The 26,362-nt window shown below is 70.7% G+C and carries 25 protein-coding genes; 6 read left to right on the top strand and 19 right to left on the bottom strand.

The window, feature by feature from the left end:
* The first annotated feature begins 5 nt into the window (after positions 1-5).
* Positions 6-1,586 carry a glycoside hydrolase family 13 protein gene (locus tag ACQPZ4_RS45215; protein ID WP_433051029.1) on the top strand — a complete coding sequence of 527 codons (1,581 nt, stop codon included), beginning with the start codon at positions 6-8 and terminating at the stop codon, positions 1,584-1,586.
* 390 nt (positions 1,587-1,976) lie between these two features.
* Here ACQPZ4_RS45215 and ACQPZ4_RS45210 read toward each other — a convergent pair whose 3' ends face one another.
* Complete coding sequence (locus tag ACQPZ4_RS45210) at positions 1,977-2,861, bottom strand: hypothetical protein (RefSeq protein ID WP_433051026.1); 885 nt, start codon at positions 2,859-2,861, stop codon at positions 1,977-1,979.
* Positions 2,862-2,948: 87 nt separating this feature from the next.
* On the opposite strand from ACQPZ4_RS45210, the gene ACQPZ4_RS45205 reads away from it, so the two are divergent.
* Complete coding sequence (locus tag ACQPZ4_RS45205) at positions 2,949-4,589, top strand: alpha-amylase family protein (RefSeq protein WP_433051023.1); 1,641 nt, start codon at positions 2,949-2,951, stop codon at positions 4,587-4,589.
* On the opposite strand, the gene ACQPZ4_RS45200 is transcribed toward ACQPZ4_RS45205, so the two are convergent.
* Both ACQPZ4_RS45200 and ACQPZ4_RS45195 read right to left on the bottom strand, forming a co-directional pair.
* Entirely contained in the window at positions 4,564-6,270 is a 1,707-nt protein-coding gene (locus ACQPZ4_RS45200; protein WP_433051020.1) for a putative bifunctional diguanylate cyclase/phosphodiesterase, read from the bottom strand. The two genes, ACQPZ4_RS45205 and ACQPZ4_RS45200, sit on opposite strands and share 26 nt — an antisense overlap.
* A gap of 53 nt (positions 6,271-6,323) precedes the next feature.
* Positions 6,324-6,743 (bottom strand): MarR family winged helix-turn-helix transcriptional regulator, encoded by a 420-nt coding sequence (locus ACQPZ4_RS45195; RefSeq protein WP_433051017.1) that lies wholly within the window; start codon positions 6,741-6,743, stop codon positions 6,324-6,326.
* Between the two features lie 81 nt (positions 6,744-6,824).
* Here ACQPZ4_RS45195 and ACQPZ4_RS45190 point away from each other — a divergent pair, with 81 nt between their 5' ends.
* Positions 6,825-7,175 (top strand): hypothetical protein, encoded by a 351-nt coding sequence (locus ACQPZ4_RS45190; protein WP_433051014.1) that lies wholly within the window; start codon positions 6,825-6,827, stop codon positions 7,173-7,175.
* Here the strand turns inward: ACQPZ4_RS45190 and ACQPZ4_RS45185 are convergent.
* Entirely contained in the window at positions 7,144-8,271 is a 1,128-nt protein-coding gene (locus ACQPZ4_RS45185) for a geranylgeranyl reductase family protein (RefSeq protein WP_433051011.1), read from the bottom strand. The two genes, ACQPZ4_RS45190 and ACQPZ4_RS45185, sit on opposite strands and share 32 nt — an antisense overlap.
* 457 nt (positions 8,272-8,728) lie before the next feature.
* Here ACQPZ4_RS45185 and ACQPZ4_RS45180 point away from each other — a divergent pair, with 457 nt between their 5' ends.
* Complete coding sequence (locus ACQPZ4_RS45180) at positions 8,729-9,430, top strand: hypothetical protein (RefSeq protein WP_433051008.1); 702 nt, start codon at positions 8,729-8,731, stop codon at positions 9,428-9,430.
* A gap of 11 nt (positions 9,431-9,441) precedes the next feature.
* Here ACQPZ4_RS45180 and ACQPZ4_RS45175 read toward each other — a convergent pair whose 3' ends face one another.
* From ACQPZ4_RS45175 to flhA, 3 genes are all read right to left on the bottom strand, one after another.
* Positions 9,442-9,747, bottom strand: coding sequence for a hypothetical protein (locus tag ACQPZ4_RS45175; protein WP_433051005.1), 306 nt, complete (start codon positions 9,745-9,747; stop codon positions 9,442-9,444).
* Positions 9,748-9,763: 16 nt separating this feature from the next.
* Positions 9,764-10,555, bottom strand: coding sequence for a hypothetical protein (locus ACQPZ4_RS45170; RefSeq protein WP_433051003.1), 792 nt, complete (start codon positions 10,553-10,555; stop codon positions 9,764-9,766).
* 2,551 nt (positions 10,556-13,106) lie between these two features.
* Complete coding sequence (gene flhA, locus ACQPZ4_RS45165; RefSeq protein WP_433051000.1) at positions 13,107-15,161, bottom strand: flagellar biosynthesis protein FlhA; 2,055 nt, start codon at positions 15,159-15,161, stop codon at positions 13,107-13,109.
* Positions 15,162-15,271: 110 nt separating this feature from the next.
* Between flhA and ACQPZ4_RS45160 the strand changes: the two genes are divergently transcribed.
* Together ACQPZ4_RS45160 and ACQPZ4_RS45155 are read left to right on the top strand one after the other, a co-directional pair.
* A complete protein-coding gene (locus ACQPZ4_RS45160) occupies positions 15,272-16,528 on the top strand; it encodes an EAL and HDOD domain-containing protein (protein WP_433050997.1) in 1,257 nt (418 codons plus the stop codon).
* 3 nt (positions 16,529-16,531) lie between these two features.
* Positions 16,532-17,620, top strand: a complete 1,089-nt coding sequence (locus ACQPZ4_RS45155) for an EscU/YscU/HrcU family type III secretion system export apparatus switch protein (RefSeq protein ID WP_433050994.1) — start codon at positions 16,532-16,534, stop codon at positions 17,618-17,620.
* Here the strand turns inward: ACQPZ4_RS45155 and ACQPZ4_RS45150 are convergent.
* The 12 genes from ACQPZ4_RS45150 to ACQPZ4_RS45095 form a co-directional block, all read right to left on the bottom strand.
* Positions 17,617-18,387 (bottom strand): flagellar biosynthetic protein FliR, encoded by a 771-nt coding sequence (locus ACQPZ4_RS45150; protein WP_433050991.1) that lies wholly within the window; start codon positions 18,385-18,387, stop codon positions 17,617-17,619. The two genes, ACQPZ4_RS45155 and ACQPZ4_RS45150, sit on opposite strands and share 4 nt — an antisense overlap.
* A complete protein-coding gene (locus ACQPZ4_RS45145) occupies positions 18,377-18,652 on the bottom strand; it encodes a flagellar biosynthetic protein FliQ (protein WP_433050988.1) in 276 nt (91 codons plus the stop codon). Before ACQPZ4_RS45145 ends, ACQPZ4_RS45150 begins: the two co-directional genes overlap by 11 nt.
* A gap of 17 nt (positions 18,653-18,669) precedes the next feature.
* Positions 18,670-19,464, bottom strand: coding sequence for a flagellar type III secretion system pore protein FliP (gene fliP / locus ACQPZ4_RS45140; protein ID WP_433050985.1), 795 nt, complete (start codon positions 19,462-19,464; stop codon positions 18,670-18,672).
* Complete coding sequence (locus ACQPZ4_RS45135; RefSeq protein ID WP_433050982.1) at positions 19,461-19,733, bottom strand: flagellar biosynthetic protein FliO; 273 nt, start codon at positions 19,731-19,733, stop codon at positions 19,461-19,463. Before ACQPZ4_RS45135 ends, fliP begins: the two co-directional genes overlap by 4 nt.
* A gap of 56 nt (positions 19,734-19,789) precedes the next feature.
* A complete protein-coding gene (gene fliN, locus ACQPZ4_RS45130; RefSeq protein ID WP_433050979.1) occupies positions 19,790-20,539 on the bottom strand; it encodes a flagellar motor switch protein FliN in 750 nt (249 codons plus the stop codon).
* Entirely contained in the window at positions 20,536-21,552 is a 1,017-nt protein-coding gene (locus tag ACQPZ4_RS45125; protein ID WP_433050976.1) for a flagellar motor switch protein FliM, read from the bottom strand. Before ACQPZ4_RS45125 ends, fliN begins: the two co-directional genes overlap by 4 nt.
* 101 nt (positions 21,553-21,653) lie before the next feature.
* Complete coding sequence (locus ACQPZ4_RS45120) at positions 21,654-22,106, bottom strand: flagellar basal body-associated FliL family protein (protein WP_433050973.1); 453 nt, start codon at positions 22,104-22,106, stop codon at positions 21,654-21,656.
* A gap of 42 nt (positions 22,107-22,148) precedes the next feature.
* The gene (locus ACQPZ4_RS45115; protein ID WP_433050970.1) at positions 22,149-23,060 is read right to left on the bottom strand and encodes a flagellar motor protein MotB; all 912 of its coding nucleotides are present in this window, start codon (positions 23,058-23,060) and stop codon (positions 22,149-22,151) included.
* Positions 23,061-23,161: 101 nt separating this feature from the next.
* A complete protein-coding gene (locus tag ACQPZ4_RS45110; protein ID WP_433050967.1) occupies positions 23,162-23,932 on the bottom strand; it encodes a flagellar motor protein in 771 nt (256 codons plus the stop codon).
* 5 nt (positions 23,933-23,937) lie between these two features.
* The gene (locus ACQPZ4_RS45105; RefSeq protein ID WP_433050964.1) at positions 23,938-24,222 is read right to left on the bottom strand and encodes a flagellar FlbD family protein; all 285 of its coding nucleotides are present in this window, start codon (positions 24,220-24,222) and stop codon (positions 23,938-23,940) included.
* A gap of 106 nt (positions 24,223-24,328) precedes the next feature.
* Entirely contained in the window at positions 24,329-25,552 is a 1,224-nt protein-coding gene (locus ACQPZ4_RS45100) for a flagellar hook protein FlgE (RefSeq protein WP_433050961.1), read from the bottom strand.
* A gap of 16 nt (positions 25,553-25,568) precedes the next feature.
* On the bottom strand, positions 25,569-26,270 hold the full coding sequence (locus ACQPZ4_RS45095; protein WP_433050958.1) for a flagellar hook capping FlgD N-terminal domain-containing protein: 702 nt from the start codon (positions 26,268-26,270) through the stop codon (positions 25,569-25,571).
* Positions 26,271-26,362: the final 92 nt, after the last annotated feature.

The following is a 26,362-nucleotide window of genomic DNA, read 5'->3' as shown; positions in this document are numbered from 1 at the left end:
TCCACGTGGCCGACCAAGCTTGGTGGCGTAGCGCCGCTATCTACCAGGTGTACTTGCGGAGCTTCGCCGACGGCAACGGCGACGGCGTCGGCGACCTGGCAGGCCTGCGCTCGCGCCTTCCGTACCTGGCCGGGCTCGGCATCGACGCGATCTGGATCGTGCCGTGGTACCCCTCGCCGCTGGCCGACGGCGGCTACGACGTCGCCGACTTCCGGGCCATCGACCCGATCTTCGGCACCCTGGCCGAGGCCGAGAAGCTCATCGAGGAGGCCCACGCCACGGGCATCCGGGTGATCTGCGACATCGTCCCGAACCACTGCTCCGACCAGCACGCCTGGTTCCAGCGGGCGCTCGCCTCGGCCCCCGGCTCGCCGGAGCGGGACCTGTTCTGGTTCCGCAAGGGCCGCGGCGCGGAGGGCGAGCTCCCGCCGACCGACCTGCAGTCCATCTTCGGCGGGCCGGCCTGGACCCGGGTCGCCGACGGCGAGTGGTACCTGCACCTGTTCGCCTCCGAGCAGCCGGACTTCAACTGGGACCACCCGGCGGTGCGCGAGGAGTTCGAGGACATCCTGCGCTTCTGGTTCGACCGCGGCATCGACGGCATCCGCATCGACTCGGCGGCCGTGCTCATCAAGGACCCGCTCGTCAGCGACGTCTACGAGGACAACGAGGGCATCCACGAGGTGTACCAGACGTGGCGGAGCATCGCCGACACGTACACCCCGCCGCGGGCCCTGATCGGCGAGGTCTGGCTGCCCGACCACGAGGCGTTCGCGCGGTACCTGCGCCCGGACGAGCTGCACACCGCGTTCAACTTCGCGTTCCTCGGCGCCCCCTGGGAGGCCGCGGAGCTGCGCAAGGAGATCGACATGACGATCGCGGTGCACGCCCCGGTCGCCGCGCCGGCCACCTGGGTGCTGAGCAACCACGACGTGACCCGCGAGGTGACCCGCTTCGGCCGCGAGGTGACCAACTTCGCGTTCGCCGACAAGCGCCGCGACGTCCCCTCCGACCTGGAGCTGGGCACCCGGCGGGCGCGCGCGGCGGCGCTGCTGACCATGTCGCTGCCCGGCGCCTACTACCTCTACCAGGGCGAGGAGCTCGGGCTGGAGGAGGTCGAGGACCTCGACGACGCGCTGCGCGAGGACCCCATGTTCCATCGTTCCGGGGGTGTGAACCCCGGCCGGGACGGCTGCCGCGTGCCGCTGCCCTGGTCGGGGACCTCCGCGCCGTTCGGGTTCAGCCCGTCCGACGCGACCGGCGAACCGTGGCTCCCGCAGCCGGCCCACTGGTCGGAGCTCTCGGTCGCCGCCCAGCAGGGCGTGCCGGGTTCCTTCCTGCAGTTGTACTGCGACGCGCTGCGCCTGCGCCGCCAGGAGCCCGCGCTCGGCGACGGCCCGATGCGCTGGCTCGAGTCGGAGTCCCAGGTGCTCGCGTTCGCCCGCGGGGACCTGGCCAACGTCACGAACCTCGGCACGGCGCCCACCGCGCTGCCCGCCCACCGCGAGGTGCTGCTCAGCAGCGTCCCGCTCAACGAGGACGGCACGCTGCCGGCCGACGCCTCGGTCTGGCTGCGCCTGGCCTGATCGCCTGACAGCACCACCACACGGGGACCCGGACGCCGGGCGGTCGCACAAGTTGGCGGGTGCGACCGTCCGGCTTTTTTCCGTCTCTTAACTGTTAAGAGCCGTTCGAACCCAGAGCGTTAACTGTTAACGCGATCCACAATCTTGATGGCCTCGGGGGCTGCCGAATAGGTTCTCCCACAAGGAAAGAGACTTCCTTGTGGAGGCGGCACATGCGTTCCACCCCGACCGTCGCGGCGACATCCCAGCCGTTCCGATGGTGACGCCGGGTAAATCCGGGAACAGAGGCGGGGCGCTGGCCACCACACCGGCGCCCCGTTGTTCTTCACTCACATCAAAGGTGCTGTGGAAAATGCCATCGAAGATTCTGTGATCATCCGGTACTGCGCGCTAGTCCCAGTCCCACCGCAGGCCGTAGCGCCCGGGACCGTAGTCGAGCGCGATCGCGTGCACCGAATGGCCGGTGTCGACCTCCATCGACACGACCTGTTCATCCTGCCCGTCCATTTGCTGGAACTGATACACCGCACGGGGTAATGCTGCCGGGTCGAAGCAGACCTCGACCACGTATTCGCGCACCGGCAGCCGAAACTTGCGCTCGTACTGAATCGCCAGCGGGAACGGCGGATAATTGTGCAGCGCGTGCTCGGTGATCACCGTCTCGCCCTTGGCGAGCGGGCGATCGAACAACAACTCGGCGAGCAGCAGGCCGCTCTCCGGGTGTTCCACGACGCGGCCCATCCGGCAGTTGCGCACCGGCGTCAGCAGCGGCAGCGGGTTGCCGGGCACGTCCAGCCGGATGATCGCCACCCAGCGGTCCGGCCCGTCGGCCTCGGCCCGCAGCACCTGACGCACCAGGAACGACACCTCGCCGCGGTCGGCGCTCACGTTGACGCGGTCGTGCTGGGACAGCCGGGTCAGCCGCTCGTCCCAGCGGGTCTCGATGCCCTGGGCCAGGTCGACGATGAGGTCCCGCTCGGACCAGAACGCGCCCAGCTCCACGGTGTCCGGACTCTTGTGCAGATGGCGCCCGCGCGGCCGCGGCGGGCCCACCAGGGCGGCCAGCGAGCCCGGCTCGACCTCCAGGATCTTCTCCAGCTCGGCCAGGGCCGCGAGGGACTCGCGCCGCTCCGGCCGGCTGCGCCCGGTCTGCCAGTAACTGAGCGTGGCGAGGCTGACCGAGTAGCCCTCGGCCCGCAACCGCTCCTGGATGCGCTCCAGCCCCAGGCCACGTGCCTGGATTGCATCTCGTAGCGCGCCAGCGAAGTCGACCATCAGCCCCCCGGGAGCCATCCTCGCGTTCCGGGCCGCACGCACGCAAGCGCGCGTTTGAGCTGAGCCCGAATCGGAGACCCGAACCGCATGGGCGAGCGGTGGTACACCGAGAGTGTCATCTATTGCCTGGACGTCGAGACGTTCCAGGACTCCAACGGCGACGGCATCGGCGACTTTCAAGGTCTGATCAGTCGCCTGGACTACCTGACCAGGCTCGGAGTCAACTGCCTGTGGCTCAGCCCGATCCATCCGACGCCCGGCAAGGACGACGGCTACGACGTCACCGACTTCTACAACGTCGATCCGCGGCTGGGCACGCTGGGCGACTTCGCGGAGTTGCTGCACGAGGCCGCGAACCGGGGCATCAAGGTCATGATCGATCTGGTCGTGAACCACACCTCCGACGAGCACCCGTGGTTCCAGTCCGCGGTCTCGTCGCCGGACTCGCCGTACCGCGACTGGTTCGTCTGGGCCGACAAGGAGCCCGCCGACCGGCACCAGGGCATGGTGTTCCCCGGCGAGCAGGCCGAGACGTGGACCTACCACCGCAAGGCCCGGGCCTGGTACTACCACCGCTTCTACAACTTCCAGCCGGACCTCAACTTCACCAACCCGCAGGTCCGCACGGAGATCAAGAAGGTCCTGGCGTTCTGGATCCAGCTCGGGGTGGCCGGGTTCCGGATGGACGCGGTGCCGTTCATCATCGAGCTCACCGAGCCGGGCAACCCCAACAGCCCGATGGACTTCGCCTACCTCTCCGAGCTGCGCTCCCACGTGCAGTGGCGGCGCGGCGACGCGATGCTGCTGGCCGAGGCCAACGTGGAGCCCGAGAAACTTCCGGAGTACTTCGGAGACTCAGGCGGTACCGGAAACCGCATTCACATGCTCTTCGACTTCATGCTCAACGGGCGTCTGGTGCTGGCGCTGGCCCGGCAGAACCCCGAGCCGGTGATCGAATGGCTGCGGACCACCCCGCACCTGCCCCCGGGCGGGCACTGGGCGACGTTCCTGCGCAACCACGACGAGATCGACCTGTCCCGGCTCACCGCCGAGCAGCGCGACGACGTGTTCGCCGAGTTCGGCCCGAGCGAGGACATGCAGCTCTACGGCCGGGGCATCCGCCGCCGGCTGGCCCCGATGCTCGGCAACGACCGGAGCCGGATCGAGCTAGCGTACTCGCTGCAGTTCACCATGCGCGGCACGCCGGTCCTGCGCTACGGCGAGGAGATCGGCATGGGGGAGGACCTCTCGCAGGAGGGCCGCTACGCGATCCGCACGCCGATGCAGTGGTCGTTCGACAAGCACGGCGGGTTCTCGGCCGCCGACCCGATCCGGCCGGTGATCAGCAAGGGCGAGTTCAGCTACGAGAAGGTCAACGTGACCGCGCAGCGCCACGACGACCAGTCGCTGCTGGCCTGGTTCGAGCGGATGATCCGCACGCTGCGGGAGAGCCCGGAGGTCGGCAACGGCACGTGCTCCGTCATCGACCAGGCTTTGCCGCCGGGGGTGCTGGTGCACAAGGCCGAGGGGCGCACGGGCACCATGCTGTTCCTGCACAACCTGGGCACCGATGACGTCGTGGTGGACCTCTCCGACCTCGACGCCGAGGTGAACCACCCCAACGACGTGTTCGCCGACCGGGAGTACCCGGAGGTGGGGGACTTCTCCGCGCTGCCGCTGGGCCCGTACGGGTACCGATGGATCAGGCTGAAGCGGGAGAGCGCGTAAGGGGAATGCTGGCCGGCTCCACCGGCCGCCCGAAGTGCCAGCCCTGGCCCAGGTCGCAGCCCAGCGCGGCCAGCCGGGCGGCCTGATCGGCGGTCTCGATGCCCTCGGCGGTGACCGTCATCTGCAGCGTGTGCGCGAGGCGGATGACGGTCTCGACGATCTGCTCGTCGACGTGGTCGCTCTCCAGCTTGCGGATGCCGGCCATGAAGGCGCCGGCCAGCTTCAGCCCGTGCACCGGCAGGTGGCGCAGGTAGGCCAGGTTGGAGTAGCCGATCCCGAAGTCGTCGATGACGATCCGCACGCCGAGGTCGGCCAGCTGGCGCAGGGTCTGCACGGGCCGGCCGGTCTCCTGCATGAGCACCGTCTCGGTCAGCTCCAGCTGCAGGTTGCCCGGCGCGAGCCCGGACTCGGCCAGCGCCGCCCGCACGTCCTCGAGCAGCCGCGGGTCGGAGCACTGCCGGGGCGAGACGTTGACGCTGATGAGCAGCGGCCGGCCGGGGTGCTCGCGCTGCCAGGCCGCGGCGGCCAGGCACGACTCGCGCAGCACCCACCGGCCCAGCGGCAGGATCATGCCGGACTGCTCGGCGACCGGGATGAACGTGTTGGGCGAGACCGTGCCGAGCTCCGGGTGCCGCCAGCGCAGCAGCGCCTCGGCCCCGTGCAGCTTGTTGTCGGCCAGCCCGACCAGCGGCTGGTAGACGATCTCGAACTCGCCGCGGTCCAGCGCACCCGCGAGGCGCGCGGTCAGCCCGTACCGCAACAGCTGCTGGGCGTTGCGCTGCTCGTCGAAGACGGCGTAGCGGGCGCGGCCGTCGGCCTTGGCGAGGTACAGCGTGGCGTCGGCGGCCCGCAGCAGCTCCTCGGGCTCCGCACCGCGCGCGGCCTGCTCCACGATGCCGATGCTGGCCGAGACCGCCAGCTCGTGCCCGTCGAGCCGCACCGGCTTGGCCAGGGCCTCCAGCATCGACTCGGCCAGCTCCGTGAGCTCGTCGGGCCCCTTGGTGTCGCGCACCACGACCACGAACTCGTCGCCGCCGACCCGCGCCACGAAGTGCCCGGCCGCGTTGACGCAGCCCCGCAGCCGGTCGGCCAGCGCGACGAGGAGCTCGTCGCCGTACCCGTGGCCGAGCGTGTCGTTGATGGTCTTGAACTCGTCGAGGTCCAGGAAGCACACCCCGATGCGGGCGCCGTCCTCGGCCTCGCGCAGCGCCTCGGCGAGGTGGCCGTAGAGCAGGACCCGGTTCGGCAGCCCGGTCAGCGGGTCGTGGTGGGCCTGGTGGTGCAGCTCGCGCTGCAGGCTGTGCTCGGCGTCGGTGAGCGCGCGGGTCCACGCCCGCCGGATGCGCTCCTGGTCGTCGAGGATCCGCTGGCGCTGGGCCCGCGCGAAGCCGGCCGCGAAGTCGCCGAGCAGCTCGGCGCTGCTGTCCGGGGCCAGGACGACGATGGAGCGCTGCAGCGCCTCGGGGCTGTTGAGCCCGACGCCGACCAGGGCCGCCCCGACGTCGCCGGCCGAGCCCCCGTCCGCGCGCAGGCGGAGCGTCTGCTCCTCGAAGAACCGCTGCAGGGCGTCGGCGCTCAGGTCGAGGTAGCCGGTCTGGCGCACCGCGGCGAGCCACTGCCGGGCGAGCTGCGACAGCGCAGGATCGATGACGGCCTCACCCCGGTTGTCCGAGCCCGCCACCAGATCACCCCCGGCGAAGATTACTGCACCGGGGCCCGGTGATGAATCGACGCTCAGTGCCGTTCTGCCGTCGTTTCGGTGAGCCCGTCGACGAACCGGGTCAAGAGCTGCGCGAACGTGGCGCGCTCGGCCGCGTCCCAGTTTCGTGTCGCTTCGGCGAACCGGTGCCGGCGCCCCTCGTGGACGCGATCGCAGAGTTCCCGGCCGCTCACCGTCAGTGCCAGCAAGGCTTTCCGGCCGTCGCGCTGATCCGCCTCGCGCCTGATCAGCCCGGCCTCGACCGCCCCCGCGACGAGCTTGCTGGCCCGCGGCTGGGCGACGTCGAGCGCGGCTGCGACGTCGGTCACGGTGACGCCGCCGCCCGCCTCGCCGCCCGCCTCGACCGCGTCCACGACATCGAAGAGCGCCGGGTCGACATACGGCGAGCTGCGCGCCAGCGCCCGCCGGGTCTGCCGCCGCCGGATGGTCACCATGGCCGACTCGATGGCCTTGAGGACCGCTTCCTCGTTCTGCATAATCTCTGTTATCTACATTCTCTTTGTTATGGAGATTCGATGAAGCCTATCGGGTACTGGCTGCGCGAGCTCGACCGCCGCCTGGAGGACGCGTTCGCGGCCGCGCTGTCCGCCTCGGGCGTGACACGGCGGGACTGGCAGGTGCTGAACGGCCTGGCCGCGGACGATCCGTTCGACGGCCGTGCGGCATCGGTGGCGGCGCTGGCCGCCCGGGGCTGGCTGGGTCCGGACGGGGCGGTGACCCCGGCCGGCGCCGCGGCCCGCGAGGCGATCCGGGCGCAGGTGGCCGAGATCCGGCGCCGGTCGATGGCGGGCATCTCGCAGGAGCGGTACCTCAGTACGGTACAAACGCTGGAGCTCATGGCTTTGAACTTGGCAGCGCCAGCGTGATCGCGGTGAGCGTGTGCGGCGTCAGCCGCCCGTCGCCCAGCCCCAGCTCGATCAGGTCGTCGAACACCCGCTGATCCTTCCGGGCGGCGCGCACGGCGGCGTCCACGATCCACCGGCGCTGGCTGAGGGCGGCGGCGACCCGCGAGTGCCGCAGGTGCCGCCCCAGCCGGGCGCGCAGGGCCCTGCGGTACCGGCCGGCCGGATCGCCCCCGTGCGCGGCCGCCGCCCCGGCCAGCGCGCCGGAGAGCACCGCGTAGAAGATCCCCTCGCCGGTGAACGGGTTGATCAGCGAGAGCGCGTCCCCGGCGAGCAGGAGGCGGCCGCGCCCGGGCGGCGGGCGGTGGGTGGACAGCGGCAGGTGGTGCGCGCGCAGCTCGGTCGCGGCCGCGGTGTCGACGTCGGGCAGGAGTTCGGCGAGGCGGTCGAGCAGCCGCGCGCGGGTGAGGGGGCGGCCGCGGAGCACCTCGCCGTAGCCGATGTTGGCCCGGCCGTCGCCGATCGGGAACGCCCACGCGTACGCCGGCCAGCCCGACTCGGTGGTGATGATGCGCTGCTCGGGGGCGAGGCCGGGGGCGTGCACGTAGCCGCGGATGGCGAGGGCGAGGTGGCCCGGGCCGTTGGGGGCGTGGCCGAGGGTCTTGCGGATCAGGGAGTACGCGCCGTCGGCCCCGATCACCGCGCCCGCCCTGATCGCGCCGTCGACGAGCACGTGGTCGCCGCGGTCCTCGACGGTTCGCACCGCGTGCCGGCGCAGCTCCGCGCCCGCGGCCACGGCGGCCTTGACCAGGCGGTCGTCGAAGACCACGCGCGGGATCGTGTGCGCCGGGCGGGCGTGCGGGCGGGCCACCTCGGCGCCGCCCGGGCCGGCCAGGCGCAGCGCGGGGACCGGGGCGAAGCCCGCGGCCAGGGTGTCGACGCCGAACTCCTCGACCACGTCCAGGGCGTGCGGGGCGATGCCGTCGCCGCAGGGCTTGTCGCGGGGGAAGTCGGCCTTGTCGAGCATCAGGACGGACGCGCCCTTGCTGCGGGCGGCGAGGGCGGCGGCGGAACCGGCGGGGCCCGCTCCCACCACCACCACGTCGTACCGGTCGGCCATGGACACGAGACTGCCATCGTCTCGTTCGCGGGGCACGCCGGGTCGGCTTCTGGTCGGGCGCGGCGGCACGCCGGGTTGGCGGAATTGCCCGGCCTTCCGGCGTCCCAGGGTCGTCGATTCGTCACCGACGGGGGACGCTCGGTGGTTCCGGCTGGTTGCCGGGGGTCGTTACGCTCGCCGCATGCCCTGCCCCACCTGTTATTTTCCGGGCAACGCCCCTGGTGCGACGCATTGTGCGCAGTGTGGGACCGCGTTGACGCCCGCGGCTGGGGCATACCCCGGGTCGCCCGTTTCGTACGACGTGCAGCCGATTTCCGACCCGGGAATGGCTCCGGCCCCGGGTTTCGCTCCGCCGCCGCCCGTTTATGCCCCGCCCGTCTATGCCCCGCCGCCGCCGGTTGGCTATCCATCGGGGGCCTACCCGCAGTTGCCGCCGGTTTCCGGGGCGCCTATTTCGGTGACGCCCATTTCGGGGTCGCCGCAGTCCGGGTACTACCAGCCGCTCAAGCCGGGTCGCGGCCGTCTCCTGGTGCCGTTGACGGTGATTGTGGTGGTGCTCGTCATTGCCAGTACCGTCATCGCGGTCGTGAAACTGACCGGCAATTCCGATGGGGGGACGCCGGTGGCGGACACCTCGGACCGGTCGGTCGTCGCGCCCACGACGACGGCGGCGGTGCCACCGACGACTTCGACGCCCACCGATGGGCCGGCCGTCGATCCGAAGGCGCAGGCGGCGGCGGTCGATGCGGTGCTCGACGCGAGCATTTCCAGCCGCAAGAAGCTCAACGACGCCATCGACCTGGTGAACAAGTGCTCGTTCCTCGACAAGGCGATCGGCGACATGCAGACCGTCGGGACCGAGCGGCAGTCCCAGATCGACAGCGTGTCCAAGTTCGACCTGTCCGGCATCCCGGAGGGCGAGCAGGTCCGCGCGGCGCTGAAGGAGGCGCTGGGGTTCTCGCTGGCCGCTGACAAGTCGTTCGTACCGTGGGGGCAGGCCGAACTGTCCAGCGGGTGCAACGGCGGCGGCGACGGGTACTACGACGAGGCCCAGCGGCAGTCGAAGAACGCCACGGACGCCAAGAACCGGTTCCTGGGCGTGTGGAATCCGGTGGCGAGCCGCTACGGGCTGCGCACCAGGTCCTCGAACGACATCTGAGCCACGGGCCTTCAGGGAGTGCTGTCCTCCGAGCGGCGCTGGGGGAAGGGCTCGCCGGCGGTGGCCTCGGCGCGCAGCGGCTGGTCGCCCTCCTGCTCCTGGTCGCCCGGCTTGGGCTCGGCGCGCTTCTCCTCGGCCCGGCGGCCGTAGCCCCCCGTGATCATGCGGAACAGCGCCAGCATGACGGCCGCCACGGGGACGGCGATCAGCAGGCGGAGCAGGGCCGTCTGCATGCTCAGGGCGTGGGTCACGAATCCGGCGTACAGCGCCGGCGACGCGATCAGCAGCGCCAGGAACAGGGTCGAGAAGCGGGCCATTCCCAGCATCCCGGGGTCAGCCTCCCACCAGGCTCAGGCGCTCGCACAGCATCGCGGCCCACTGGAACGGGGTCGAGGGCCGGCCGTCCAGCAGCGCGACCGGGACCCGCAGCGAGAGCGGGCTGGCCGGGTCGCCGCTGGAGCCGGTGCCGCGCAGGCAGATCGCGTCCACGCGGCGCAGGCCCTGCAGGTGGTGGGCGACGTCCGAGGTCTTGCGGCTGGCGTCGACCACGACCCAGACCGCGACCGGGCGCACGGCCTCGACGATCGCCGCGGCCCAGCTCGCCTCGTCCAGCGCCGCCTCCACCGCCACCACGCTCGGCGCGTCGGACTTGCGCAGCTTCTTGGCCCACAGCCGCGCGTCGTGCGCGCCGGTGATCCGCCGCTTGCCGTCGATGCCCGCGGCCGCGGCGTTGCGGCCCGCGAACAGGATGTGCTCGGCGTCCAGCCGCTGCGCCTCCGCGACGAACCGCGCGACCTCCATCGCGTGGGTCGACTCGCCCACGACGATCAGGGTCTCCCCGGGCGCGTCGGGCGCCGGATCGGCCATCGGCAGCGCGGTGAACGCCTCGACGATGGCACCGTACGTGTCCCCGTTGGTCGCGCGGACGGAGATGTCCTCCGGCACGCCCAGGGACTCCAGCTTGTGGATCAGCGCCGGACCGGCGTTCGCGCCGTTGGCCGGGCGCTCGGTCTTGTCGGCCATGGCCTCGGCCGCGGCCGCGGACGCCTGGGCGTAGGCACCCAGCCGCTCGGACGCGGGAGGGGTACGCGGCTTCTCCACCGTGGCGGTCGCTTCAACAGGCATTAGGGACTCCTGCCGGGAATCGGTCGGCCGGATCTGGGCCGGCTCGGAACGGTTAGGTCCATCTGCTGCGGGATCACCGTGTTCGTACGGCGATCCGTCGGGTCCGGGCGGCCCGGTAGGCCGCGCCCCACCGGTCCACACCGGCGGCGGAGGCACCGGCCCCCGCGGAAAGGCGCCGCCCATGAGGCCGAGCGACGCTGCCCGGCTCGGTGGCGCCTCGAAGACGCTGTTCGGCGCTTCGCGTCTTGCGAAGGCCGGCATCTGCCGACTTCCGAAGGCCGGCGCTTCGCGGCTTCCGTATGCCGGCCCTTGACCGCTTCCGAAGGCCGGCGTGTCGCGGCTTCCGAAGGTCGACGCTCCGCGGCTTCCATAGCCCGGCGTCTCGCGGCTCTCGAAGGCCGACGTCTCGCGGCTCTCGAAGGCCGACGTCTCGCGGCTCTCGAAGGCCGACGTCTCGCGGCTTCCGTAGGTCGGCGCGGCGCGGGTTTCGTACCCCCGCGCTTCGCGGTTTTCGTACGCCGGTGCGGCGCGGTTGAAGCGGGCCGGTGTGTCGCGTCCGAAGTGCGACGGTGTGGCGGGGCCCGGCGAGCCGTACCGCATGCCGCGGCCACCCGGACGCCCGGACGCGTAGCGCAGTGCGTCCCCGGTCGGGATCGGCGTGCCGGCCGGGGGCGGTGGTCCCCAGCCCGCGTTCGGACGCCCCCAGGCAGCGGCGGACAGATCGGCCGCCGCGGTCTCGGTGCGGTCCCGGAACGCACCACGCTGTGCGCCCCAGGGGTCGGTACGGTCGGGCAGCCAGGAGGGCGTCCCCTCGGCCCACGACTCGAGCCGTTCGAGCTGGCTCCAGTCCACGTCGATCGCCGGCGGATCAGCAACCAGCCGCGGCCGCCCCGCCATCGGTGCCTCCGACCGCGCCCGCGCGACCATCGGCGGCGGCATATCCGCCCGCGCCCGCTCGCTCGGTGGCGGCATGTCCGCCTGCGACCGCGCGGCCGTCGGAGGCGGAAAACCGGGTCGCGCGCGCTCGGCTGCGCGAGCCGGTGCTTCCGGCCGCGATCGCTCGGACGCCGGGGGTGCGACATCACGCCGCAGTCGCTCGGCTGTCAGAGGCGGAAACCCGGGCCGCGCTTGCTCGGATGCCGGGGCCGCGACGTCACGCCGCAGTCGCTCGGCCGTCAGAGGCGGAAACTCCGGCCGCGCCTGCTCGGACGCCGGAGGCAGCACGTCACGCCGCACTCGCTCGGAAGCCGGATCCGGAACCTCGCGCCGCACTCGCTCGGACGCGGGATCCGGAACCTCGCGTTGCGGTCGCTCGGACGCCGCAGCCGGGACGTCGCGTTGCGGTTGCCCGGACGCCGCAGCCGGGACGTCGCGCTGTGGTTGCTCGGACGCCTCCTGGCTCGCGGCCGGCCCAGGTGCGGGCGCCGAAGAACCGAATGGCGGCACACCACGCAGCGGCTCAGCCACATCATGCGGCTTCTCGGCGATGAGACGCCGCGGCTCGGTCGCGGCGGGCGGCGGTACAGGAGCGGACGCAGGTGCGGGCGGCGCGGCGGGGCGGATGGTCGGTGGCGTCGCCGGCGTCCAACCTGCGGGCGGCGACGTCGGCTTGGCGGGCGGAGTGGCCGGCTTCGTCTCGGTCGCCGCCTTGGCCGGTGGCTTTTCGGCGCCCTTGGCTGACGCCGTCTTGCCCGCAGGCGCCTTCGTCGGCGGTCGCGCGGGAGCGGAAGCCGGGGGAGCGGAAGCCGGGGGAGTGGAAGCCGGGCGAACAGAGGCAGGAGGCACCGAGGCCGGAGGCGCGGACGCCGGGGCCGCAGAAGCCCGGGGATCCGCAGCCGGGGGAGCGGAATTCGGGGCAGCCGCGGGGGCCTTCACCACGGGCGGCTTCTTCGGACCTGCCGCCTGCGCCGCGGCCGGAGGAGGTGGCGGCGTCATCCCAAGCTTGGCCACCGGTTGATCGGACCCGGGCCGAAAGGGGCGCACCGACGGCGCCGCCGACTCGGCCGCCTGCTCCTTGGAACCTTTCGCAGCCGAAGGACCCGAAGGACCCGAAGGACCCGCAGAACCCGGCGAGCCAGAGGGACCTGCCGGGGCGGAGCGGTCCGGGGCGGAGCGGCCCGGGGCGTCTGCGGCGAGAAGGCGGTGCAAGGCGTCAGCCGCCGTAGCCGGCCGGCGCTCCGGCGGGGCGGGCGGCGGCGATTTCTGCGCCTCCGCGAGCAATTCCGCAAATGCCGAAGCCGCCGTCGGATTTTCGCCGCGCTGCTCGGCCGCGTCCGCCATCGCGGCCAGATCCTCGATGGTGATCTGGCGTTTCGGCGTGTCGTCTTGGTCCGCGGCCGGAACAGATGGTTCAGTGTTCTCAGGCGACCGGGAAGGCGACGGAGAAGGCGACGGAGAAACAGCGTCCGGAACCTCGACCGTCAGTTCGTATTTCTGGGTGCCGAAAAGGCCGCCGACACCACCGGAACGGACCTTTTCGGCCGAGATGATGACAGCGTCAGGCCCGTGCTCGTCGCGTACTTGCGCGAGCAGTTCCTCGAGGTCACGACCCTCAAGCAGCAACCGGGTAGGCACCGTTCACCACCCCAATAGTCTCAATTCGCAGCGTACTCCCGGCGATCTCTGAGTACGACAGAACCGGCAAACGCGGCAGCGCCATCTGCACCAGGCGCCGCAACGCGTTGCGCAGTTGTGGGGAACAGACGAGAACGGGGCTGACGCCGCGTTCCTCGCCCTGTTCGGTGAGGCGCGTGAGGTCGGCCAGAATCGACTCGGCGCGGCCGGTGTCAATGAGCAACTGCAGGCCGTTGTCGGTCGGGCGCATCGATTCCAGCAGCTGCTGTTCCAGTCTGGGCTCCAGGGTGATGGCGGTGAGCGTGCCGTCCTGCGAATAGCGGTTGGCGATGGCCGGGCCGAGCGAGGCGCGGGCCACCTCCAGCAGCGCATCGGGGTCGGTGGATTGCTTGGCCTGCAGCGAGAGCGCCTCGAAGATGCGCACCAGGTCGCGGATCGGCACGCCCTCGTCGAGCATGCCGGCGAGCACCTGTTGGATCTGGCCGAGGCTGAGCACGGCCGGGGTCAGCTCCTCGATGACGACGGGGTTGGAGCGGCGGACCACCTCGGCGAGCGCGCGCACGTCCTCGCGGCCGAGCAGGCGGCTGGCGTGCACGCGGACGATCTCGGCCAGGTGCGTGATGATGACCGACGCGCGGTCGACGACCGTGGCGCCGGTGAGGTCGGCCTGATGGCGCAGTTCGGCCGGGACCCACTTGCCGGCCAGGCCGAAGACGGGCTCGACGCCGGCCCGGCCGGGCAGGAAGTCCAGGCCGTCGCCGATCGCCAGGACGGTGCCGGGCGGGGCCTGGCCGCGGCCGACCTCGACGCCGCTGATGCGCACCACGTACGTCGACAGGGGCAGGTCCAGGTCGTCGCGGGTGCGCACGGGCGGCATGACGATGCCGAGTTCGAGGGCGACCTTGCGGCGCAGCGCGCGGACGCGTTCGAGGAGGTCGCCACCGCTGGCCTCGACGAGGTCCACGAGGTCGGGGGCGAGGGCGAGCTCGAGCGGGTCGACCCGCATCTCGCTGAGCAGGACCTCGGTCGGGTCCGGGGGTGCCGCCGCCTCGGCCTCGGCGGCGGAGATCGCGGCCTGGTCCTCGGCCGACGGCTCGGTCTTCTTCGGCAGCCGGAAGGCGATGGCCAGCACGCCGCCGCCGGCGATCAGGAACGGCAGCTTCGGCAGGCCCGGCACCAGGCACAGGGCGAGCGCCGCGCCGCCGCCGATCATCAGGGCGTTGCGGTGCTGGCTGAGCTGCTTGCTCACCGTCGAGCCCATGTCGCCGTCGTTGGCCGAGCGGGTGACGATGAGGCCGGTGGCGACCGAGAGCAGCAGGGCCGGGATCTGCGAGACCAGGCCGTCGCCGACGGAGAGCAGCGAGTACGTCGAGATGGAGTCGGCCGGGGAGAGCCCGCGCTGCAGCATGCCGATCGCGAAGCCGCCGACCAGGTTGACCATCGTGATGATGATGGCCGCGATCGCGTCGCCCTTGACGAACTTCGACGCGCCGTCCATGGCGCCGTAGAAGCTGGCCTCGGAGGTCACCTCGGTGCGCCGCTTGCGCGCGGTCGCCTCGTCGATGAGCCCGGCGTTGAGGTCGGCGTCGATCGCCATCTGCTTGCCGGGCATGGCGTCGAGGGTGAACCGCGCGCCGACCTCGGCCACGCGCTCGGCGCCCTTGGTGATGACGATGAACTGGATGATGAACAGGATCAGGAAGATGACCAGGCCGACGATGAGCGAGCCGCCGACGACGAAGTGGCCGAACGCGTCGATGACGTTGCCGGCGAAGCCGTTGGTGAGCACCAGCCGGGTCGCGCTGATGTTCAGGGCCAGCCGGAACAGGGTCGCGATGAGCAGCAGCGAGGGGAACGCGGAGAAGTCGAGGGCGCGCTTGACGTACATGCTGACGAGCACGATGACCAGCGCGAGCGTGATGTTGGCGGCGATGAGCGCGTCGAGGATGAACGCCGGCAGCGGCACGACCATCATCAAGATGATCAGCACGATGCCGATCGGCACGACGTACTGCGAAAGCCGCTTCGGCACCGCCCGCTGTTCCCTTCCGAACCTCTGGTCGTTGTCCTCCCCATCGGTGGCGTACGGGTACTTCTGAGGGTTTTCCTTTGGTTGCAGCGCCGGGTGCCGATCGTTGGTGCGTGCAGCCCGCAGCAACCTCCCCCCGGACCGACTCCACCCAGTTGGTGCACATCGGCCGCCAGCCCATCTACGACTGGGGCGGCCATGTGGTGGGCTACGAGCTGCTCTTCCGCGGCGCCGCCGACGACATCGAGGCGACCCGGCGCAGTTCGTACGCGACGAGCCAGGTCATCGTCAACGCGTTCACCGAGTTCGGCCTGGAGCAGCTCGTCGGCGGGCGCAAGTGCTTCATCAACCTCACGCGCGAGTTTCTCGTCGGGGACCTGCCGCTGCCGTTCGACCCCGACCACGCGATCCTGGAGATCCTCGAGACCGTCGAGATCGACGGCGCGGTGCTGTCGGGCACGGCCCGCCTCGTCGAGCAGGGGTACGAGATCGCGCTGGACGACTTCGTGTTCGGCCTCGGCCACGAGCGGCTGCTGGGGCTGGCCGCGTACGTGAAGCTCGACCTGCTGATCCGCGAGCCCGAGGAGCTGGCCGAGGTCGTCGAGCAGTGCCGGCGCCACCCCGGCGTCAAGCTGGTCGCCGAGCGGCTGGAGACCGAGGAGCACATCCTGCTGGCCAAGCGGTTCGGGTTCGACCTGCTGCAGGGCTATGCGGTCGGCCGCCCGCAGGTGCTCAGCGCGGTCGCCCTGTCCCCGTCGCGCCTGCGCCGGCTGGAGCTGCTCGGGGCGGTCACGGCCGAGGACGCGGACCTGGCCAAGGTCGTGTCGATCGTCCAGAGCGACCCCGCCCTCTCGTACCGCGTGCTGCGCGCCACCAACTCCGCCGCCTCGGGGTTGCCGCGGCGGGTCGGGTCCGTGCGGGACGCGGTGGTACTGCTGGGCTCGGCCAAGATCCGGCAGTGGGCCGCGCTCATGCTCGTCAGCGACGTGGCCGAGTCGGCCTCCGAGGAGCAGCTGTCGGCCACGATGGCGCGGGCGCGGCTGTGCCAGACGGTCGCCGAGCGGCTGAGCCTGTCGGGGGAGGCGGCGTTCACCGTCGGGCTGCTGGCCGGCGTGGCCGAACTGATCAGCGAGCCGATCGCCGAGATCGCGGCCCGGCTGCCGCTGACGGTGGAGATCGTCGAGGCGCTGGTCGACGGGCACGGCCGGCTGGGCCAGGTGCTGGCTACGGTCAAGGCCTACGAGCTGGCCGACGAGCAGGCCCTGGCCGCCTCGCCGGTGTCCTCGAGCGAGCTCGCCAAGGCGTACCTCGCCGCGGTGGGCTGGTCGATGAAGACCATCGAGGGCGCCCTGGGGACCAGCGCGGGGTAGTTCGTGGCCGGCGAGAAGACCGAGCAGCCTACCGAGCAGAAGAAGCGGCAGGCCCGGCGCGAGGGCACCCGGGCCCGCACGCCCGACCTCGGCGCGTGGGGCGGGGTGCTGCTGGCGAGCTTCCTGATCCCGACGATGGCGCGGGAGCTCGCGACGCGCACCCAGGCGATCTTCATGCGCGGCGCCCAGGCGTTCACCGACCCGGAGCCCGCCAAGGCGATGGAGCTGGCCAAGGGCGCCGCGAAGGACATGGTCATCATCGCGGCGCCGATCACGGTCGGGCTGTTCGCGTTCACCATCCTGGCCGCGGCGGCGCAGGGCGGCCTGCGCCCGGCGACGAAGCTGTTCAAGCCGGACTTCAAGCGGCTCAACCCGCTCAAGGGCCTGAAGAAGACCTTCGGCGGCCAGGCGGTGTGGGAGTCGGTCAAGTCGCTGGCCAAGGTCATCGTGCTCGGGCTGGTCGTGTACAGCACGATGAAGAGCCTCGTGCCGGCGCTGCTGTCGGCCACCACGGTGCCCCTGCAGACCGTCATCGGCCTGGTCGCGGGCACCGTGCTGCACGTGGTGCAGGTGGCCGCGGCGACCGGCCTGGTGCTCGCCTTCGCCGACTACTTCGTGGCCAAGCGCCGGGTCAACAAGCAGCTGAAGATGTCGAAGGAAGAGGTCAAGGAGGAGCACAAGAAGTCCGAGGGCGACCCGCACGTGAAGGGCCAGATCCGGGCCCGCCAGCACGCGATGGCCCGCAGCCGCATGATGGCCGACGTGCCCACGGCCGACGTCGTGGTGACGAACCCGACGCACGTGGCGGTCGCGCTGAAGTACGAGCCGGACAAGGGCGCGCCGCGCGTCGTGGCCAAGGGCTCCGAGCTGATCGCCGCGAAGATCCGCGAGGTGGCGACCGAGCACCGGGTGCCGATCGTGCAGGACGTGGCGCTGGCCCGCGCGCTCTTCGGGGCCTGCGAGGTCGGCGACGAGATCCCGGCCGAGCTGTTCGGGGCGGTCGCGCGGGTGCTCGCGTTCATCATGATGCTCAAGTCGAAGGGTTCGGCCGCCGGAGTGCACACGAACGTGCTCGGGCCCGGTCCCGGCTAGCGACTGTTGTACAGCTGGAGCGTCAGGCCGATCGCGCGGGTCGTCAGGTTCACGAGCGCGTTGGGCAGCAGCATCATCGCGGTACCGGCGATGGTGAGGGTCAGGAAGATCTTGGCCGGATAGCCGAACGAGAACGGGTTCAGCGCCGGGGCGGCCCGGGTGAGCAGGCCCAGCGCGACGTCCACGGCGAGCATGATGGCGATCAACGGCGCCGCGATCTGCAGCCCGGCCAGGAACATCTGGCCCGCGCCGGTGGTCACGAGCTCGGTGAAGTGGGTCATCGACATGGTGCCGTTGAGCGGGATCGCGGTGAACGACGACGTGAAGCCGCGCAGGATCAGCTGGTGGGCGTCCGTGGCGTACATGATGGCCATGGTGATGAGCCCGTAGAACCGGCCGAAGACCGCGTTGCCCTGCAGGGAGAACGGGTCCATCGCGAAGGCCAGCGTGAAGCCGCCGACCAGGTCGACCAGGTTGCCCGCGATCTGGGTCGCGGCGAAGATCATCATGGTCAGGAAGGCGAGCGAGGCGCCGACCGCGGCCTGCTCGATCGCGTTGGTGACCAGGAACCCGGCCGACATCTCGGAAGGCACCTGGGCCGCCAGCTTCGGGGCGAGCGGCAGTGCGATCGCGATGGACATCAGGGCCTTGACCGTCTGCGGGGTGCCCCGGTTGCTGAACGGCGGGCACAGCGTCAGCCAGACGCCGGCCCGGATGGCGGCCAGCAGCACCGCGATGACGGTGTTGAGCGAGAGATCAAGCGCCATTGATCAGGTCGGGGATCGACGCGTAGAGCTGTTCGGTGTACGCCACCATCTCGTGCAGCATCCAGTTGCCCGCGATCACCAGGGCGGCCCCGATCGCGGCGGCCTTCGGCACGAAGCTCAGCGTGCTCTCCTGGATCTGGGTGACGGACTGGAACAGCGACACCGCGAAGCCCACGACCAGCGACGTGAGCAGGATCGGGCCGCCGAGCTTGGCCGCGATGGCCATGGCCTGCAGTGCGAGTTCGATGATTTTCGTGTCGGTCATCAGGGGTACACCTCGGATCAGCCGCGGTAACTGGCCACCAGCGCGGTGAGGATCAGCCCCCACCCGTTGACGAGCACGAACAGCAGCAGTTTGAAGGGCAGGGCGATCGTGACCGGGGGCAGCATCATCATGCCCAGGCTCATCAGGGCGGCCGAGACCACCATGTCGATCACCAGGAACGGGATGTAGATGACGAAGCCGATGATGAACGCGGCCCGCAGCTCCGAGAGCACGAACGCGGGGATGAGCGTCGTCATCGGCACGTCGTCCTTGTTCTTCGGCGCGGGCCGGTCGGCGATCTTGGTGAAGAGGGCGATCTCGTCCTTGCGCGTCTGCTTGAGCATGAAGCCGCGCAGCGGGGCCGAGCCGTCCTTGAACGCCACGGACTGCGTCTTCTCGCCGTGCAGGTAGGGCTGCACACCGTCCTTGTTCACCGCCGAGAGCGTCGGCGACATGATGAACAGGCTGATGAACAGGGCCAGGCCGGCGATGACCTGGTTGGGCGGGACGTTGCTGAGTCCCAGCGCGTTGCGGGTGATGGACAGGACCACGAAGACCTTGGTGAACGAGGTCATCGTGAGCAGCAGGGCCGGCGCCACCGACAGCAGCGTGAGCGCGACCAGGATGGTGATCGACTGGCTGGGCTTGACCCCGTTGACGTCGATGTTCACCGTGCCGTCGGGCGAGCCGTCGATCACCGGAGCGGTTGGAGCGGCGGGTGGTTTCGGCGTCGGTACCGCCTCCGCGACGCCCGGGGACGCCAGCGCGACGAAGGCGAGCACCAGCAGTACCGTAGCCAGAAAACGCTTCACGGCGAGCTCTTGCGCAGCAGACGGAGGGCGGGGGCGAGCGGGTTCTCGACGGGCTGGGGCTCCGGGAAGAGGGCGGCATCCGCGTCGGCGAGCAGGGACACCCCCGCGTCGGTGACGCCGAGCACGAGGGCCCGGTCCGCGACCTTGACGACCGCGACCGACGAGCCACGGCTGAGCTGCTGGCGTGCCACCACGGTCAGATTCCCCCCGCTGCGGCCGGCGAGCGGACGCCGGGCCAGCCGCATCAGCGCCCAGAGTATCGCGAACACTACGGTGAGTGAGCACAATACGCGCAGTACGAGTTCCATGGTGGTCGCTGCCGCCCCTAGGCCCGGTCGCTCGGGCCGACGATCTCGGTGATCCGGATGCCGAAGTTCTCGTCGATGACGACCACTTCGCCGCGCGCGATGAGCCGGCCGTTGACCAGCAGGTCGGCCGGGCCGCCGGCGGCGCGGTCGAGCTCGATGACCGCGCCCGGGGCGAGCGAGAGCAGCTCGCGCACGCTCATCCGGGTCCGCCCGAGCTCGGCCGTGACCTCCATCTCGACGTCGTGCAGCAGGTCGAAGGCGGGCGGGCCGCCGCGGGCGCGCTCCGAGCGGTCGGCGTCCCCGCCGTCGCCGCCGTCGGCGCCCAGCACCTCCGCTGCCACCGCGAGCCCGACGACGGCCTGGACGCCGAGCTCACCGGCCTCGAGGGGGACCAGGACGCCGCCGGCGGCGACGAGCTCCCGCAGGGCCTGCACGGGCTCCAGCAGCTCGCCCGGGTCGACCACGACGGGGCCGAGCACGGCCGCGGCCGCCTCCAGCGCGGGGCGCACCGCCTGGCTCAGGTCCAGGCTGCCCATGGGCGAGTTGGCCAGGGCCTCGACGAGGTCCTGGGTGACGACGATCGCGACCTCGCCCTGGGCCGCGCCGGCGAACCGGGCCCGGACGGCCTGGCCGGCCACGGCGAGATCATCGGCGTTCTGGGTGGGTGCACCGACGGAGAGCGGGGAGCTGGCGGGCAGCAGCGCCACGGCGGCCTGCGCGGCCGCCTCGGCCCGGGCCAGCGCGGCCTCGTTGGTACCGATCGTCATCGGCTGGTCTCCTCAGCGCGGTTCTTCATGCCGAGTTGTCCGGCGGGCCGGTGGGTGGGGCGTTGACCCGGCTGGGGGCTCGGCACCACCAGGCAGGCCATGCGGTTGCCCTGCGCGCCGGGCACGGCGTAGGCGAACGTGATGTCCGCGGTCACCACCGCGAGCGGCGTGGACGTCGAGTGGGCCAGCGGGACCACGTCGCCGGGCTGCAGCCCGATCAGGTCGGCGGGGTGCATCCGCACCGGCTGGAAGCGCACCGAGACCTCGATCGGGGCGCCCTCGAGGCCCGCGACGACATTGCGGTACGCGGCCTCGCGGGCAGCCCGCTGCGCGTCCGTCAGCACCGCGTCGCCCCGTTCGCCCTGCAGCTTCGGGAAGATCGACCCGAACGGCAGGCAGATCGAGGCCACGCACTCCTCGGTGCCCACGCGCATCTCGAACGACGACACGATCACGGCGTCGGAGGCCGCTCCGGCCTGGGCGAACTGGGGGTTGTACTCGATCGTCGTCATCTTCGGCCGCAGCGCCACGATGCCCTCGAAGGCGTACCGCAGCTCGCCGAGCGTCCGTTCGATGAGGCCGTGCAGCAACGGCATCTCGATGTCGCTCAGCGGGCGCTGCGGCTGCGGGCCGCCGGGGCCGCCCAGCATGTGGTCGATGCAGGCCATGGCCGTGCTCAGGGAGAACTCCAGAATGGCGGTGCCGGGCAGGGGATCGATGGAGAACATCGCGACGACCGTCGGGCTCGACAGGCCGGAGATGTACTCGTCGTAGGTGAGCTGCTCGATGGAGATGAGGCTGATCGAGGACACCGCGCGCAGGCTCGTGGTGAGCAGCGTGGCGTACTGGCGGGCAAAGGTCTCGTAGGCGATCTGGAGCGTGCGGATGTGCTCCCGGGACAGCTTGGTCGGGCGACGGAAGTCATACGGCTCGGGACCGGAACTCTTGCCGCCACGCCGGTGCATCCTGCCCGGCGTGCGGCCGCTGCCGGTCGCGGACGTTGACTGCGTCACTCTCTTACCATCGGTCTTTTCGGGTGCAGGTTGACGTAAAACGGCCGAAACGGACCTGAAGGTTTCATCGGAAACCTCCAGGCCCGCCGCGGGGCTTGCCGCTACTGAATCACAAACGTCGTGAAGTAGACGTCCATAACCTCTTTCTTCTTGTCCTCCGTGTACGCCTTGACGACCGCCTCGACCAGCTTCTTCTTCGCGGCCTCGCGTCCCTCGGTGGTCAGCAGGGTGTCCTCGCTGACGTTGCTGAACTGCTCGATCGCGATGTCCAGGGCCTTGCTGCCGTCCGGGGCCTCGGCGGCGTCGGTGGTGGCCTGCAGCGTCATCTTCAGCTTCAGGTAGTGCCCGTCGGCCAGGTTGATCGTGATCGCGTCCAGCACGGACACGACGCCCGGCGTGGGGGCCGGCTCGGCCGCGGCGGTCTTCGGCTTGAACATCAGGTACCCGCCGGCGCCGCCGCCCAGCAGGACGACCGCGATCGCGATGATCATGATCAGCTTCTTCTTGCCACCCTTGGCGGGGGTCTCCTCGGTGGTCTTCTCATCCTTGGCCATGATGGTTCCTCCTCGTCAGATGGTGGAGTCAGTTGGTGGGTGTCAGCTGGTGGTGTCAGTGGAAGCCGACGGCAGGAGCGCCTTGGTGTCGGCCGGCAGGTTGGACAGGACGATGACCTCGACGCGGCGGTTCAGCTCGGCCGCGCGGGGGTCGGTCGTGGGGTACAGCGGCTTGGTGTCGGCGAAGCCGGCCGCCTCGAGGCGGTTCTCGGCGATCCCGGCGTCGGCGTGCAGCATCCGCACGACGGCGGCGGCGCGGGCGGAGGACAGTTCCCAGCCGGAGGGGTAGTTGCCGGTCCCGCCGGAGAGCTGGTTGGTGTGCCCGTCGACCTCGATCTTGTTCGGCAGGGCGGCGATCGCCGGTCCGACCCCGTCGATGATCTTCTTGCCGGCGGCGAGGAGGTTGGCCTCGTTGCCGTTGAACACGATGCCGGTGGTCACGATGGTGACGACCAGCCCGCGCTCGTCGACGGTGTACTTGACCTGGTCGGCCAGGCCCTGCTTGGCCAGCTCGGCGTCGATCTGCGCCTTGATCTTGTCGTAGTTCTTGACCTCTTCGGCCGCGGCCTGCTGGCGCTTCGAGGCGCTGGCGCGCTCCTTGGCCTGCACCGCGTCCTGCACGGCGGTGGCGTCCGAGGTGGTGCCGCCGACGCCGGAGGACAGGTCCATCGGCGAGTTGGAGTCCGACGACTCCATCAGGCTGGCCTCGCCGCCCTCGAACGCGACGGACGGGTTGCCGAAGCCGACCGCGAGGCCGTTCTTGAGCTCCGCGAACTTCTTCTGGTCGACCTGGGAGATCGCGAACAGCACGATGAACAGCACCATCAGCAGCGTCATCATGTCCGCGTAGGACACCAGCCACCGCTCGTGGTTCTCGTGCTCCTCCTCGTCGTGGCCGCCCTTCTTGTGCTTCGTGTGCGCGCCGGCCTTCGCCGCGTGTCCACCACCACTCATCGGCGGCCCCCCTCCAGGTCGTTGTAACGCCGTCAGGGGTTACATCGGACCGACCGGAGGACACAAGAGTTCCGTGGTGGTGTCGTACGGGTGCACGCAGGTTATGCGGCCTTCTCGTCCTTGGCGGCGCCCGGCGGCAGGAGGCTGCGCAGCTTCTGCGCGACGAGGCGGGGGTTGGCGCCCGCCTGGATGTTGATGATGCCGGCGATGACGAGCTCCATCTGCCCGCACTCGATGTCGGAGAGGCGCTTCATCTTGGCGCCCATCGGCAGCCAGATGACGTTGGCGGACAGCACGCCCCAGAGGGTGGCCACGAACGCGCTCGCGATCAGCTCGCCCAGCTTCGCCGGTTCGCTGAGGTTCTCCAGCACGTGGATGAGGCCGATGACGGTGCCGATGATGCCGATGGTGGGCGCGTAGCCACCCATGGCCGTGAAGATCGCCGCGGCCTGCTTGTCGGCCTTCTTCTTGGCGTCCACCTCGGCCTCGAGGATGCCGGCCAGCTCCTCGGAGTCCGTGCCGTCGATCGCGAGCTGCAGGCCCTTCTTCAGGAAGGGGTCCTGCACCTCCTTCATCGCGTCCTCCAGGGCCAGCAGCCCCTCGCGGCGGGCCTTCTCGGCCAGCTTCACGATGTCGTCGACCAGCGCGTCGTACACGGCGGACTTGCTCAGCAGCACCCGCTTGAGCGAGTCGATGAGCGCGATCGTGTCCTTGAGCATGCCGCCGGCCATGGCCGCGCCGAGGGTGCCGACGAACACCAGCACCAGCGGCGCGACCAGGAAGATGGAGCCGGGACTACCGCCCTCCAGGATCATCGCGGCGAAGATCGCGACGAAGGCGAGGACGATGCCAGCGATAGTTGCCGGATCCATGGTGCTTAGCGCTCCCGACGGTGCAGACGGACGACGTTGGTCTCTTTGACCGTTTGAGCGGCGGCCTCGGCCCGCTCGTCCGGTGTCTGCCCGACCATGTTCTGCGCCTCGACGACGACGGACGCACGGTACTGCCGCACGAGGGCCATCAGCTCGGGCAGCGACTCGGCGACGAGGTACTTGGTGCCGTCCACGAGGGTGATCACCGTGTCCGGGGTGCAGTCGGCCCGCTCGACCAGGTCTGGGTTGAGCGCGAACACCGGGCCGTTGAGGCGGGTCAGCAGTATCACGGTGGCCTCCTAGGGCTCTGGGCGACCGGCAACAGGCGTAGATCACGACCGACTGAGGGCGCCGCAGAGGCGAACGTTCAGGCGGGCCGCCTATTGCCGGTTGCTCCTACCGCTTCAGGTTCACCAGTTCCTGGAGCACGTCGTCGGAGGTGCTGATGACCTTGGAGTTGGCCTGGAAGCCGCGCTGGGCGACGATCAGGTTGGTGAACTCCTGGGCCAGGTCGACGTTGGACATCTCGACCGCACCGGCCTGCAGCGTGCCGAGCCCGCCGGTGCCGGGCGCGCCGACCTGGGCCAGACCCGAGTTGACGGTGAACCGGTACAGCGAGTCGCCGACCTTCTCCAGGCCGGGCGGGTTGTTGAAGTTGGCCAGCCCCAGCTGGGCGATGGTCTGCTTGTTGCCGTTGGAGAACACGCCGACCAGCTGACCGTCCGGGTTGATGCTGAACGACTGCAGCGTGGCCGCGGGGGCGCCGTTCTGGCTCAGCGGCTGGACCGTGGTGTTGCCGGTGTACTCGGTGAGCCCCGCGAGGTCCACGCCGATGCCGGCGCCGGTGCCCATCGGGTCGTACATGATGCCGACCTTGGTGGCGCCGTTCTTGTCGGTGAACGTGGGGCCGGTGATCTGCCCGTTGGCCCCGAACGTCAGCGCCGTCGGCCCGACCGTGTTGGTCCCGTCGGACAGCGTCAGCGACCAGGCGCCGCCGGTGAAGTTGAAGTTCTCGGTCAGCGTGACCGTGTTGCCCGTGACGTCGTACGTCTTGATCGACCGCGTGATCGACGACGGATCGGTCGCGTTGGCCGGCAGGTTGCCCGCCACGACCACGGTGTCGGTCGCCGTCGGCGCGATCAGCGTGCCCATCGGCAGCCGGATGTCGCCGATCGGGGCGTTGCTGTTGATCACGCCGTTGACCGCGGGCCAGCCCTGCACCGCGGCGCCGGTCGGGGTGACCAGCTTGCCCTCGGCGTCGAAGTTGAACGCGCCGGCCCGGGTGTACAGCTGCTCGTTCACCGAGTTCACCACGAAGAACCCGTCACCGGAGATCATGACGTCGGTAGGGCGGCCGGTGGTCTGGGCCGAGCCCTGGGTGAACACGGTGTTGATGGCGGCCATCCGCACGCCCAGGCCGACCTGGGCCGGGTTGGTGCCGCCGATCTCGGGCTGCGGCGCACCGGCGGCGCGCATCATCTGGCTCAGGGTGTCGGCGAAGACCGTCTGTGAAGCCTTGTACCCCACGGTGTTCACGTTGGCGATGTTGTTGCTGGTGACGTCCAGCATCTGCTGGTGCGCGCGCAGGCCGCTGATGCCGGAGAAGAGTGAGCGGAGCATGTGGGGTGGTTTCCTTTCAGGACGGCTTGCTGGGCGACGGCGGCTGGCTTCCCGCTTGTTGCTGCGGCTGCGTCGGCTGCTGTTGTTGCTGCGGCTGAGGCTGAGCCGGCTGCGGCTGCGCGCTTTGCGTGGGCGCGGGCGGCTGGCTTGCCGGCTGCGTGCCTTGCGGGGGCGCGGTTTGCTGGCTTCCCGGCTGCGGCTGCTGCTGTGGGTGCGGCTGCTGCTGGCCGGGTTGCTGCGTCGTCTGCGTGGGGGCGGTCTGGCCCGCCGGCGCGGTCTGGCCGGTTTGGCCGGTCTGTGGAGCCAGCGCCTTGTCGGTCACTTCGCTCACGCTGGCCAGCGGTACGTCGGTGTTGCCCACGTGCAGCGTCGGCGGCCCGGCGGTGAAGAACTTGGCCGACGTCACCACGCCGGTGAGGGCCTTGCCGTCGGCGCCGGCGTACGTGACCGTCTTGCCGATCAGGTTGCTCGCCCCGAGCTGCAGCTGCGCGTTGAGCAGACTCTGCTCCGCCGCGGCGACGTCGGTCAGCTTCTCGAGCGTCGAGAACTGCGCGGTCTGGGCCAGGAACTCCCGGTTGTCCATGGGGTTACTGGGATCCTGATACTTGAGCTGCGTCACGAGCAGCTTCATGAACGCGTCCTTGCCCAGCTCGCCACCCGGCTTCGCGGGCCCGTCCGAGTCGTCCTGCTTCTTGGTCGGCGCATTCGTCTTCGGCACATAGTCGGCGACGTTGCCACTGACCGGCGTCGGCGCGGTGATGGCAGACTCCCTTGTTCGCGCTTTCGGTCCTGTCGGCCGTATCCATGACG

The sequence above is a fragment of the Dactylosporangium sp. CS-033363 genome, from assembly GCF_050942475.1.
Taxonomy (GTDB): Bacteria; Actinomycetota; Actinomycetes; order Mycobacteriales; family Micromonosporaceae; genus Dactylosporangium.
Note: the sequence above shows the minus strand (reverse complement) of the source record. Positions and strands in the feature narration are given on the sequence as shown.